General features: G+C 43.3%; 12 protein-coding genes and 5 tRNA genes. All 17 read left to right on the top strand.

Annotation, left to right across the window (positions count from 1 at the left end; genetic code table 11):
* Window positions 1-122 precede the first annotated feature (122 nt).
* The 17 genes from VL525_RS16790 (at window position 123) to rpoB (ending at window position 12,331) form a co-directional block, all read left to right on the top strand.
* Window positions 123-1,298, top strand: a complete 1,176-nt coding sequence (locus VL525_RS16790; RefSeq protein ID WP_325388193.1) for an acyl-CoA dehydrogenase family protein — start codon at window positions 123-125, stop codon at window positions 1,296-1,298.
* A 168-nt stretch (window positions 1,299-1,466) separates the two neighbouring features.
* Entirely contained in the window at window positions 1,467-1,658 is a 192-nt protein-coding gene (gene rpsU / locus VL525_RS16785; RefSeq protein WP_325388192.1) for a 30S ribosomal protein S21, read from the top strand.
* A gap of 88 nt (window positions 1,659-1,746) precedes the next feature.
* The gene (locus VL525_RS16780; RefSeq protein ID WP_325388191.1) at window positions 1,747-2,655 is read left to right on the top strand and encodes a tyrosine-type recombinase/integrase; all 909 of its coding nucleotides are present in this window, start codon (window positions 1,747-1,749) and stop codon (window positions 2,653-2,655) included.
* A gap of 13 nt (window positions 2,656-2,668) precedes the next feature.
* On the top strand, window positions 2,669-3,016 hold the full coding sequence (locus VL525_RS16775; RefSeq protein WP_325388190.1) for an HPF/RaiA family ribosome-associated protein: 348 nt from the start codon (window positions 2,669-2,671) through the stop codon (window positions 3,014-3,016).
* Between the two features lie 311 nt (window positions 3,017-3,327).
* Window positions 3,328-3,400 (top strand) — tRNA-Thr (locus VL525_RS16770).
* 37 nt (window positions 3,401-3,437) lie between these two features.
* A tRNA-Tyr gene (locus VL525_RS16765) sits at window positions 3,438-3,518 on the top strand.
* 94 nt (window positions 3,519-3,612) lie between these two features.
* Window positions 3,613-3,685: transfer RNA gene (locus VL525_RS16760), tRNA-Gly, on the top strand.
* Between the two features lie 84 nt (window positions 3,686-3,769).
* Window positions 3,770-3,841: transfer RNA gene (locus VL525_RS16755), tRNA-Thr, on the top strand.
* A 59-nt stretch (window positions 3,842-3,900) separates the two neighbouring features.
* Entirely contained in the window at window positions 3,901-5,088 is a 1,188-nt protein-coding gene (tuf, locus tag VL525_RS16750) for an elongation factor Tu (protein WP_325388189.1), read from the top strand.
* Between the two features lie 114 nt (window positions 5,089-5,202).
* Window positions 5,203-5,273, top strand: a tRNA-Trp gene (locus VL525_RS16745).
* Window positions 5,274-5,291: 18 nt separating this feature from the next.
* Window positions 5,292-5,486 (top strand): preprotein translocase subunit SecE, encoded by a 195-nt coding sequence (gene secE, locus VL525_RS16740; RefSeq protein ID WP_325388188.1) that lies wholly within the window; start codon window positions 5,292-5,294, stop codon window positions 5,484-5,486.
* Between the two features lie 10 nt (window positions 5,487-5,496).
* On the top strand, window positions 5,497-6,039 hold the full coding sequence (nusG, locus tag VL525_RS16735) for a transcription termination/antitermination protein NusG (RefSeq protein WP_325388187.1): 543 nt from the start codon (window positions 5,497-5,499) through the stop codon (window positions 6,037-6,039).
* Window positions 6,040-6,247: 208 nt separating this feature from the next.
* Window positions 6,248-6,691, top strand: a complete 444-nt coding sequence (rplK, locus tag VL525_RS16730) for a 50S ribosomal protein L11 (RefSeq protein WP_147033944.1) — start codon at window positions 6,248-6,250, stop codon at window positions 6,689-6,691.
* 23 nt (window positions 6,692-6,714) lie between these two features.
* The gene (gene rplA, locus VL525_RS16725) at window positions 6,715-7,413 is read left to right on the top strand and encodes a 50S ribosomal protein L1 (RefSeq protein ID WP_325388186.1); all 699 of its coding nucleotides are present in this window, start codon (window positions 6,715-6,717) and stop codon (window positions 7,411-7,413) included.
* Between the two features lie 2 nt (window positions 7,414-7,415).
* Window positions 7,416-7,934: a 50S ribosomal protein L10 gene (rplJ, locus tag VL525_RS16720; protein ID WP_325388185.1), complete on the top strand. Its 519-nt coding sequence runs from the start codon at window positions 7,416-7,418 to the stop codon at window positions 7,932-7,934.
* A 59-nt stretch (window positions 7,935-7,993) separates the two neighbouring features.
* Window positions 7,994-8,380, top strand: a complete 387-nt coding sequence (rplL, locus tag VL525_RS16715; RefSeq protein WP_325388184.1) for a 50S ribosomal protein L7/L12 — start codon at window positions 7,994-7,996, stop codon at window positions 8,378-8,380.
* A 147-nt stretch (window positions 8,381-8,527) separates the two neighbouring features.
* Window positions 8,528-12,331 carry a DNA-directed RNA polymerase subunit beta gene (gene rpoB / locus VL525_RS16710; RefSeq protein ID WP_325388183.1) on the top strand — a complete coding sequence of 1,268 codons (3,804 nt, stop codon included), beginning with the start codon at window positions 8,528-8,530 and terminating at the stop codon, window positions 12,329-12,331.
* Window positions 12,332-12,395 lie beyond the last annotated feature (64 nt).

The raw sequence follows: 12,395 nt of genomic DNA, 5'->3' as shown, positions 1-12,395 counted from the left end.
AAAAGTAAGTCTTATACCGGTAGTAACGGTGAAAATTTGATAAAAGGATAAAATGAAATAAATTTTACTATGCATGCATAGTAATTGATTTTAATTAAATTGCGGCCATCAATATAAACTTTATGACAAATAGCGCCGAAAGCTTTAACGGTTTTGATTTTTCTGTTTCCGAAGACCAGCAAATGGTTGGCCGGATGACCAGGGATTTTGCGGAAAAGCACATTAAACCACATATAATGGAATGGGACGAGGCGCAGCATTTCCCGTTGGAAATATTCAAACAGTTAGGCGCACTGGGCATGATGAGCGTGGTTGTACCCACAGAATACTGCGGCTCGGGATTTGGTTACCTTGAGTATGTGACCGTGATACAAGAAGTTGCTAAAGTTTGCGGGTCGATAGGCCTGTCATTAGCGGCGCATAATTCGTTATGCACCGGGCATATATTGGCTTTTGGTAATGAAGATCAGAAGAAGAAATGGCTGCCGAAACTGGCTACGGTTGAATACCTTGGAGCGTGGGGACTAACCGAAGCAAACACCGGCTCGGATGCCATGCGCATGACAACCACTGCTGTTTTGGACGGCGACCATTACGTTATTAACGGCGCTAAAAACTGGATAACGCACGGCAAGTCGGGTGATATTGCCGTGGTAATGGTACGGACAGGGGAGAAGGGCGACTCAAAAGGTATATCCACATTAGTAGTTGAGCGGGGCACACCAGGCTTTGCGGCTGGAAAAAAAGAAAATAAGCTGGGTATGCGTGCGTCCGAAACAGCCGAGATGATATTTGACAATTGCCGTGTGCCCAAAGAAAATCTGTTGGGTAACGAAGGTGAAGGCTTCAAACAAGCCATGAAGGTATTGGACGGCGGCCGTATATCCATCGCTGCACTATCGTTAGGTATTGCCAAGGGCGCTTATGAAGCTGCGCTAGCTTATTCGAAGGAACGGCACCAGTTTGGCCAGCCTATATCAAATTTCCAGGGGATATCCTTCAAACTGGCCGATATGGCAACCGAAATCGAAGCTGCCGAAATGCTGCTGATGCAAGCCGCTGACCTCAACAACCGCCACCAGCCGGTAACCAAACAGGCCGCCATGGCCAAATACTATGCATCTGAAGTGGCGGTTAAAGTAGCCAACGATGCTGTACAGATATTTGGCGGTTACGGATATACAAAAGATTTCCCTGTTGAAAAGTTCTACCGTGATGCCAAATTGTGTACGATTGGCGAGGGAACATCGGAAATACAGAAGATCGTTATTGGTAGGGAGGCGTTGAGGGGGAATTAAATAAATATGATTAATATCGAATAATGAAAGTCGAACGCGGAAGTCCGAAGTGATATACTTCATCATTCATGATTGGATATTCGGTGTTCGATATTTTAATATATCATTTTAATTTTCAAAATCTTATCCCTACCTTTGTCGTCCCATGAAAGGAGGTATACAGGGAATATGATCATTATCAACGTAAAAGAAGGCGAATCATTAGACAAAGCGCTTAAACGCTTCAAGAAGAAATTCGAAAAAACAGGTGTTTTGAGGGAACTTCGCAGTCGCCAGGCATTCGAAAAGAAATCAGTAACCCGTCGCCACGTGGTGAAACATGCCATCTACAAACAGACTTTGAACCAGGATATCGTTTAATTCTGACTTAAAAAGAATTTTACATTATTCTTTGAATATATATTAAAACTATTTGTACATTCATTATTCCGTTTGTGCAAGTAGTTTTATGTTTTTAGAGCGGTTTATTCAATATATTCAATACGAAAAAAGGTACTCGCCGCACACGGTTTCCGCTTACCAGTCAGACCTGGAACAATTTTTTACTTTCCTGAATAATCCGGGGAGGACTGATCCCCCTCCACCACCCGAAATAACTCATCCTTCTGAAGTAACCTATCATCATATCCGTAACTGGATGGTACATTTGATGGAAGATCATACGGCGCGGTCCGTCAATCGTAAGCTGGCCACGCTTCGTAAATATTTTAAATTTCTGCTACGCGAAAGCCTTATTACCGGCAACCCCGCTTCCAAAGTACAATCGCCAAAAATAGTAAAGCACCTGCCCATTGTAGTTGAGGATGAAAAACTGAACGCCATGCTTAATGATGCCACTGCCTTTGGCGATAAGTTTGAAGGTGTGCGGGACAAGCTGATCATTGAAATTCTTTTCGGTACGGGTATCCGTTTGGCCGAATTAGTGGGTCTGAAGGAAGAGGGTGTCGACTTTCACAACGGTACAATCAAGGTTTTGGGTAAGCGCAACAAAGAGCGTATCATTCCTATTAATCAGGAATTGAAGCAGTTACTGGTGCGGTATAGCGAGTTAAAGAAAAGTGAAAATTTTCATAACAATTCTTTAACGCTGATCGTTACAAATAAAGGAACTGAGGCTTACCCAAAGTTCATTTATTTAATAGTGCAAAGGTATCTCTCCTACATATCAACCCAGGATAAAAAAAGTCCGCATGTGCTGCGGCATACCTTTGCAACAAGCCTGTTAAATCGCGGTGCTGACCTTAATGCGATCAAAGAGCTTTTAGGCCACGCCAATTTAAGCGCCACGCAGGTTTACACCCATAATTCCGTTGAGCGATTAAAGTCTATTTATAAACAAGCCCATCCAAAGGCATAACCAAGGAGGAAACATGAAAATTACAGTGCAGTCTATCCGTTTCAATGCAGACAAAAAGTTGTTAGATTTTATTCAGAAGAAAGCCAATAAGCTTGATCAGTTTTACGACAAGATCATTAGTGGCGAGGTTTATTTAAAATTAGAAAATGTAGAAGATGTAGCAAATAAGATAACGGAAATAAAACTGATGTTACCGGGCGTACAATTATTCGCAAAAGAGCAATGCAAGACGTTTGAAGAGGGTACCGACCTGGCGGTTGAATGCTTGCGCAAGCAAATTGAAAAGCATAAACAAAAGAAGGCAGTAGTTGCCGAAACTTCAAAAAAAGCAGCTTTACTGGCTGAAAACGAAGAATATTAATAAAACGAATTAGTGAAAATCGCGGAAATCGACAGGGCAAACACCCTGTCGATTTTTTTTGTAAAAATAATTTTGTCCGGCTATAAAAATGTGTAAATTTGCAGTCCCTTTCGGAAAGGTGTATAAGCCTTAAATTTTTGATGAAAAGGGTGGTTCTTTAAAATAAAATTTTTAAGCCTGTAATTTAAGTCTGTGGCATTCAGTATTTTTTGAAACCACGGGCCAGGATAAAAGCGACAAATCTCTGTAGCAAAGCTAATGAACCCGTTAACGCGGGGGTATGAAGAATAAGCGAAAGCAGACGAAAATACGCCTCCTTAGCTCAGCTGGTAGAGCGACTGACTTGTAATCAGTAGGTCATTGGTTCGATCCCGATAGGAGGCTCTGTTTATTTCGAATGTCGAATCCGGAATTAAACAATGGGGGGATACCAGAGCGGTCAAATGGGACGGACTGTAAATCCGTTGCGCGAGCTACGAAGGTTCGAATCCTTCTCCCCCCACAGGGTTTAATTGTTGAAGGTCTGAATTATTGAATGAATGTTTAAACAGATCAATTCAATAATTCAGTAAATCAATCCCTCGATAATTAAAAAAGCGGAAGTAGCTCAGTTGGTAGAGCGATAGCCTTCCAAGCTATAGGTCGAGAGTTCGAACCTCTTCTTCCGCTCAGTTACAGTTGGCAGTGGCCAGTTCACAGTGGGCAGTTATTTAACTGGTAACTGCAAACTCAAAACTGCAAGCTTAAAAATTAGCCGACGTAGCTCAGGGGTAGAGCACTTCCTTGGTAAGGAAGAGGTCATGGGTTCAAATCCCATTGTTGGCTCTCGTTAGTAATAAACGACAATTAAAAATAAAATTAACCTACAAAAATTTTTATAAATCATGGCAAAAGAAAAATTTGACCGCAGTAAGCCGCACTTAAACATCGGTACTATCGGTCACGTTGACCACGGTAAAACAACCCTTACCGCAGCTATTACCAAGGTATTGGCTGATAAAGGTTTATCTGAGGCTCGTTCTTTCGATTCAATCGACTCAGCTCCTGAAGAAAAAGAACGCGGTATCACCATTAATACTGCACACGTTGAGTACTCAACTGCAAACCGTCACTATGCACACGTTGACTGCCCGGGACACGCTGACTATGTAAAAAACATGGTTACTGGTGCTGCGCAGATGGACGGCGCTATTATTGTGGTGGCTGCTACCGATGGTCCTATGCCTCAAACCCGCGAACACATCCTGTTGGCACGTCAGGTAGGTGTACCTGCACTTGTTGTTTTCATGAACAAGGTTGACATGGTGGATGATCCGGAATTGTTAGAACTGGTTGAAATGGAAGTTCGTGAATTATTATCATTCTACGAATTCCCTGGTGATGATATCCCTGTTATTCAAGGTTCGGCCCTTGGTGGTTTGAACGGCGATCCAAAATGGGTTGAAAAGATCATGGAGTTGATGGATGCTGTAGATAGCTACATTCCAATCCCTCCGCGTCTGACAGAACTTCCGTTCCTGATGCCAGTTGAAGACGTATTCTCGATCACTGGTCGTGGTACAGTTGCAACCGGTCGTATCGAGCGTGGTGTAATCAACTCTGGTGATGCTGTTGACATCCTGGGTATGGGTGCCGAGAACTTGAAATCAACCGTAACTGGTGTTGAAATGTTCCGCAAGATCCTTGATCGTGGCGAAGCTGGTGACAACGTTGGTTTATTGTTGCGTGGTATTGAGAAAACCGATATCCGTCGTGGTATGGTTATCTGCAAACCAGGTTCAGTAACCCCTCACACCGATTTCAAAGCCGAAGTTTACGTATTGTCAAAAGCTGAAGGTGGCCGTCACACTCCATTCTTCAACAAATACCGCCCGCAATTCTATTTCCGTACTACTGACGTAACCGGCGAGATCGGTTTGGAGCCAGGAGTAGAAATGGTTATGCCTGGTGATAACGTTACCATCACTGTAAAGCTGATCAATGCTATCGCTATGGAAAAAGGCTTACGTTTCGCTATCCGTGAAGGTGGTCGTACCGTAGGTGCTGGTCAGGTAACCGAAATCCTAAAATAAACTGCCTTTCTTCCCGAAAGGGAAATCAGGTTAGGTTAATTTCTTTGCGAAGTACTTAGCTTTTTAGCTAAGTACTTTGTTTACGAAAAGGGAAACTAATAAATAAATATAAAAACGGGCATAGTTCAATGGTAGAATAGAGGTCTCCAAAACCTTTGATCAGGGTTCGAATCCTTGTGCCCGTGCATAATAAAGAAACAAAAATGTCTGGAGTAGCAGAATATATTAAAGAGTCATACATCGAGTTAACCCAAAAGGTTACCTGGCCAACATGGCGCGAATTAATGAACAGCGCTATAGTTGTATTGATAGCTGCAATAATTATTGCAATGCTGATTTTTGGCATGGACCGGCTGATATTTTTTGTACTGGATAAATTTTATAAATCATTAACCTGATATTGACGAGATGAGCGAACAATTAAAATGGTATGTAGTACGCGCCATCAGCGGCAAGGAAAAAAAGGTAAAACAATACATTGATGCTGAAATCAGTCGCCTGGGAATCACTCATCTTGTTCCACAGGTATTGATACCTACTGAAAAATATTACCAGATGCGCGACGGCAAGAAGATTGCCAAAGAGCGTAACTTTTTCCCTGGTTATGTTTTGATGGAGGCTGCGCTTGACGGTGAGCTGGAGCATATCATCAAGAATGTAAATAGCGTGATAGGCTTCCTCGGCGACAAGGCGGGCAACGCTATCCCGCTTCGCCAGTCGGAAGTTAACCGCATCCTGGGCAAAGTTGACGAAATGAGCAGCCAGGGCGAAACAATGAATGTTCCGTACTATGTTGGCGAAAACGTTAAAGTGATGGACGGGCCATTCAACGGTTTTAGCGGTGTGATAGAAGAAGTGAACGAGGAAAAGAAGAAACTAAAAGTAATGGTAAAGATATTCGGGCGCCGTACGCCGCTTGAATTGAATTACATGCAGGTTGAGAAAGAGTAGTGATTAGTTAAATGGTGATTAACGGTTAGACGCAATGCGCTAATCTTGAAAGCCAAAGGACTATCCAAATAAAATATTAAGTAGCTAACGAGGCTGGCAGAGACAACTAATTAACTAATCTCTAATCACCAATTAACTACTCACAAAATCTTAAATGTTACATAGCTTCCACTTACTAACATTGAGTAATTAACAAAAGTAAATTAAAATGGCAAAAGAAGTCGGTGCGTTAGTAAAACTACAAGTAAAAGGCGGCGCTGCAAATCCATCGCCACCAATTGGCCCTGCATTGGGTGCAAAAGGTGTAAACATTATGGAGTTTTGCAAGCAGTTTAATGCACGTACCCAGGATAAACCTGGCAAAGTGTTACCTGTAGTAATTACTGTGTATGTCGACAAATCTTTCGATTTTATCATCAAGACCCCCCCGGTTGCTATCCAGTTAATGGAAGTATCGGGTATCAAAAGCGGGTCGGCCGAGCCAAACCGTAAAAAGGTTGCCAGTGTAAACTGGAGCCAGGTTGAAACGATAGCCAAAGATAAAATGACCGATTTGAACGCGTTTACAGTAGAATCAGCCATGAAAATGGTGGCAGGTACTGCCCGCAGTATGGGAATCACCGTATCAGGTACGGCTCCCTGGAACAATTAATTTATACAAATCAGTTTAAGACAGTGGCAAGATTAACAAAAAATCAAAAAACGGCACTCTCCAAAATTGAGGCTAACAAGGCATACTCGCTGCAGGATGCATCATCGCTGGTAAGGGATATTACCACTACCAAATTTGATGCTTCAGTAGATATTGATGTTCGTCTTGGTGTTGACCCCCGTAAAGCCAATCAGATGGTTCGCGGTATCGCAACATTGCCTCATGGAACCGGCAAAACTGTACGTGTACTGGTGCTTTGTACTCCCGATAAGGAGCAAGAAGCTAAAGACGCAGGTGCAGATTTCGTTGGTTTGGATGATTACATTGCCAAGATTGAGGGCGGATGGACTGATGTTGATATTATCATTACTATGCCGAGTGTTATGGCTAAAGTAGGTCGTTTGGGTCGTATTCTCGGTCCGCGTAACCTTATGCCTAACCCTAAATCGGGTACTGTAACCCCAGAAGTGGGTAAAGCGGTTACCGAGGTAAAAGGTGGTAAGATCGACTTCAAGGTTGATAAAACCGGTATCATTCATACTTCAATAGGAAAAGTATCTTTCCCTGCTGATAAAATTTATGAGAATGCTTTGGAAGTATTGCAAATCATCTCAAAATTAAAGCCATCAGCAGCTAAAGGAACATACTTCAAGAGTATACATCTCTCTTCAACTATGTCGCCAGGAATCGAAATTGAAACTAAAACAGTAGCGGGGATCTAATCATGAATAAAGAAGAAAAAAACGACCTTGTTCTTGCCCTTACTGAACAGATTAAAGAGTACGGTAATTTTTATATCACCGATACTGCTAATCTGACGGTTGCAAAAGTAAACGCTATCCGTCGTAAATGTTTCGAAAGCGATATCACCATGCAGGTAGCTAAAAACACCTTGATCAAAAAGGCGATGGAAGCTTCTGAAGGCGATTTTAGCCCGATATTCGATGTGCTTAAAGGTTCATCAACCATCCTTTTCACCAGGTCAGCAACTGCTCCGGCAAAGTTGATCAAACAGTTAAGGAAAACAGGTGAGAAACCAATTTTAAAAGCAGCTTACATCGAATCGGCGATATTTATCGGCGACAATCAGTTGGATACCCTGATCAATTTGAAATCGAAGGAACAACTGATCGGAGAGATCATTGGGTTACTGCAATCACCAGCTAAGAACGTTATTTCAGGCTTGCAATCAGGCGGAAATAAACTGGCAGGAATTGTTAAAACATTACAAGAAAGAGGTTAACGGACACCTAAAAGTTCGACATTAAACAACAAAGTATTTAAAGTAAAAAACAAAATAAAATGGCAGATTTAAAATCATTTGCTGAACAGTTAGTAAACTTGACAGTAAAAGAAGTTAACGAATTAGCTCAGATATTGAAAGACGAGTATGGCATTGAGCCTGCTGCTGCAGCCGTGGCTGTTGCTGCTCCTGCTGCTGGCGGTGGCGATGACGCTCCAGTTGCTGAAGCTGCTCAAACTGCTTTCGATGTAATCCTGAAAGAAGCCGGTGGCGCTAAATTACAGGTAGTTAAATTAGTGAAAGACCTTACCGGTCTTGGCTTGAAAGAGGCTAAAGATCTTGTTGACGGTGCACCAAAAGAAGTTAAAACTGGTGTAACTAAAGAAGAAGCTGAATCTCTGAAAAAACAATTAGAAGAAGCCGGAGCTGTAGTTGAAGTTAAATAACTTCAACCGGCTATAATAACATAAGACTCCGACCTGTATTTGGTCGGGGTCTATTGTCGTTTATAATACTTGGATATGAGTTATCAAACATCTCATATCGAACATCTACCAGGAAAAAGTTTGTTACTATACTAAAATCAAAGTCCCTTGGCAAACAAAATTAATCAAAGAGTAAACTTTGCAACCAGCCGGAAGGTATTGGATTATCCCGATTTTCTGGATGTTCAGTTGCAATCTTTCCAGGAATTTTTTCAGTTGGAAACCACCTCAGACAACCGTCATAAAGAAGGGCTGTTTAAAGTGTTTGCCGAAAATTTTCCAATCTCCGACTCAAGAAACATCTTCGTATTAGAGTTTCTTGACTACTTTATTGACCCGCCACGTTATGATATACGCGAGTGTATCGAGCGCGGCCTTACTTACAGCGTGCCGCTGAAAGCCAAGCTTCGTTTATCATGTAACGACGCTGAACACGAAGATTTCGAAACCATTGTACAGGACGTGTACCTGGGAACAATCCCCTACATGACCCCTAAAGGTACTTTCGTTATCAACGGCGCCGAGCGTGTAATTGTATCGCAATTGCACCGTTCGCCCGGAGTGTTCTTCGGCCAGAGCCGCCACACTAACGGTACAAAACTGTATTCGGCCCGTGTTATACCTTTCAAAGGTTCATGGATCGAATTTGCGACAGACGTTAACAACGTTATGTATGCTTACATTGACCGTAAAAAGAAATTCCCGGTAACTACGCTGCTTCGCGCCATTGGTTACGACTCTGATAAAGATATATTGGAGCTGTTCGAACTGGCCGACGAAGTAAAAGTGAGCAAATCAGGCCTGAAGAAATACATCGGCCGTAAGCTTGCTGCAAGGGTTCTCAAAAAATGGGTTGAAGACTTCGTGGATGAAGATACCGGTGAAGTTGTGTCTATTGACCGTAACGAGATCATCCTTGAGCGTGAAACCGTTCTGGAAGACGACCATATTGATATGATCATCGATGCCGGTGTGAAAACTGTTATCCTGAACAAGGAAGACAGCGCATCGAGCGGTGACTATACTATTATATATAACACCTTACAAAAAGATACTTCCAACTCGGAAAAGGAAGCGGTTGAGCATATTTACCGCCAGTTGCGTAACGCTGAACCACCTGATGAAGAAACAGCACGTGGTATCATCGATCGCCTGTTCTTCTCCGATAAGAGATATGACCTGGGCGATGTGGGCCGTTACCGCATCAACCGTAAACTGAAACTGGATACTTCAGACGAGACCAAAGTTTTAACGAGGCAGGATATTATCGCCATTGTTAAATACCTGATCAAACTGATCAACTCAAAAGCTGAGGTGGATGATATCGATCACTTGTCAAACCGTCGCGTTCGTACGGTGGGTGAGCAGTTGTATGCACAGTTTGGTGTAGGTTTGGCGCGTATGGCACGTACCATCCGCGAGCGTATGAACATTCGTGACAACGAGGTATTCACACCAACCGACCTGATCAACGCGCGTACATTGTCATCGGTTATCAACTCGTTCTTTGGTACCAACCAGCTTTCACAGTTCATGGACCAAACCAATCCATTGGCCGAGATCACGCACAAGCGTCGTCTTTCAGCCCTTGGCCCAGGTGGTCTGTCGCGTGAACGTGCCGGTTTCGAAGTTCGTGACGTACACTATACCCACTATGGCCGTTTGTGTACCATCGAAACTCCGGAAGGACCGAACATTGGTCTGATATCATCACTTTGCGTTCACGCCAAGATCAACAACTTAGGTTTCATCGAAACCCCGTACAAGCGTGTTGATAAAGGTGTAGTAGCGGTTGATGAACCCGTTGTTTACCTGTCTGCAGAAGATGAGGATGGTAAAACTATTGGCCAAGCTAATGCTGTTTACAATGATAAAGGCGTATTTGACACCCCGCGTGTTAAAGCACGTTTCGAAGGTGACTTCCCGGTTATCGAGCCTGAAAGGCTTGACTACATGGACATTGCGCCAAACCAGATCACATCGATTGCAGCTTCGTTAATTCCGTTCCTGGAACATGATGATGCTAACCGTGCGCTGATGGGTTCGAACATGCAACGCCAGGCCGTTCCGCTGCTGCGCCCCGAGGCGCCGATAGTAGGCACCGGTTTGGAAGGCCGTGTAGCGAAGGATTCCCGTACGCTTATCAATGCTGAAGGCAATGGCGTGGTTGAATATGTTGACGCTAACGAGATCCGCATTAAATATGACCGCGACGAAACCGATCGTTTGATCTCATTCGATGGCGACAGTCAAAGCTATATCTTAACTAAGTTTAAGAAAACCAACCAGAGCACTACCATCAACCTGAAACCTATCGTTAAGAAAGGTCAGCGTGTTGAAAAAGGACAGGTGCTTTGCGAAGGGTATGCAACACAGGATGGCGAGCTTGCTTTGGGCCGTAACCTGAAAGTGGCATTCATGCCATGGCAGGGTTATAACTTTGAGGATGCGATCGTAATTTCTGAACGCGTGGTATCGCAGGATATATTTACTTCACTTCACGTTGAAGAGTTCGAACTTGAAGTTCGTGACACCAAACGTGGCGAAGAAGAATTGACACCGGATATCCCGAACGTATCGGAAGAAGCAACCAAAGACCTTGACGAAGACGGTATCATCCGTGTTGGCGCCGAGGTTAAGGAAGGTGACATCCTGATAGGCAAGATCACACCAAAAGGCGAATCTGATCCTTCACCGGAAGAAAAGTTGCTGCGTGCGATATTTGGTGATAAAGCAGGCGACGTAAAAGACGCTTCGCTTAAAACTCCACCATCTATTGCCGGTGTGGTAATTGATACCAAATTGTTCTCACGCGCTAAGAAAACTTCGAAAGCGGAAGAAAAAGCACAGTTGGAAAAACTGGATACCAAGCACGAAAAAGCGATTAAAGATCTGAAGAATATACTGATCGAAAAATTGTTTGAGATCGTGAACGGTAAGACATCTCAGGGTGTTTACAACGTTTACAAGGAGTTGCTGGTACCTAAAGGCGTTAAATTTACCCAAAAAATACTGGTTGAGCTGAACTACGAAAACGTTAACCCAACCAAGTGGACAACTGATGATGATAAGAACGACCTGATCAAGATCCTTCTTCATAATTACGGAATTAAAGTAAATGAGGAATTAGGTGCTTACCGTCGTGATAAATTCGCTATCAGCGTGGGTGACGAGCTTCCATCAGGTATCGTTCAGATGGCCAAAGTTTACATCGCTAAGAAGCGTAAGCTGAAAGTGGGTGATAAAATGGCCGGCCGCCACGGTAACAAGGGTATAGTTGCCCGTATCGTGCGCGACGAGGACATGCCGTTCCTGGAAGATGGAACACCTGTTGATATCGTACTTAACCCGCTTGGCGTACCATCGCGTATGAACCTGGGCCAGATATACGAAACCGTATTGGGCTGGGCAGGTAAAGAGCTTGGTGTGAAATTCGCTACTCCTATCTTTGATGGTGCAAGCCATAGCGAAGTGGAAGAATGGGTTTCTAAAGCCGGCTTACCTGAATCGGGCCGTACTTATTTGTACAATGGTTTAACAGGCGAGCGTTTCGACCAGCAAACCACAGTAGGTATTATTTACATGCTGAAACTGGGTCACATGGTTGACGATAAAATGCACGCACGTTCAATAGGGCCATACTCGTTGATAACGCAACAGCCATTGGGTGGTAAAGCCCAATTCGGTGGTCAGCGTTTTGGTGAAATGGAGGTTTGGGCGCTGGAAGCATTCGGTGCATCAAACATCCTGCAGGAAATATTGACCGTTAAATCGGATGATGTTATCGGCCGTGCCAAAACCTACGAGGCTATTGTTAAAGGTGAGAACCTGCCAACGCCGTCAGTTCCTGAATCATTCAATGTACTGGTTCACGAATTAAGAGGTTTAGGTTTGGATATCACTTTAGAATAATTATTGAATTATTGAGGGATTGAGTTATTGATTAATTCAATCCCCTTAAATAATCAATAAATCA

The sequence above is a fragment of the Mucilaginibacter sp. genome (genome assembly GCF_035492695.1).
Lineage (GTDB): Bacteria > Bacteroidota > Bacteroidia > Sphingobacteriales > Sphingobacteriaceae > Mucilaginibacter.
This window is presented reverse-complemented; position numbering and strand designations above follow the sequence as displayed.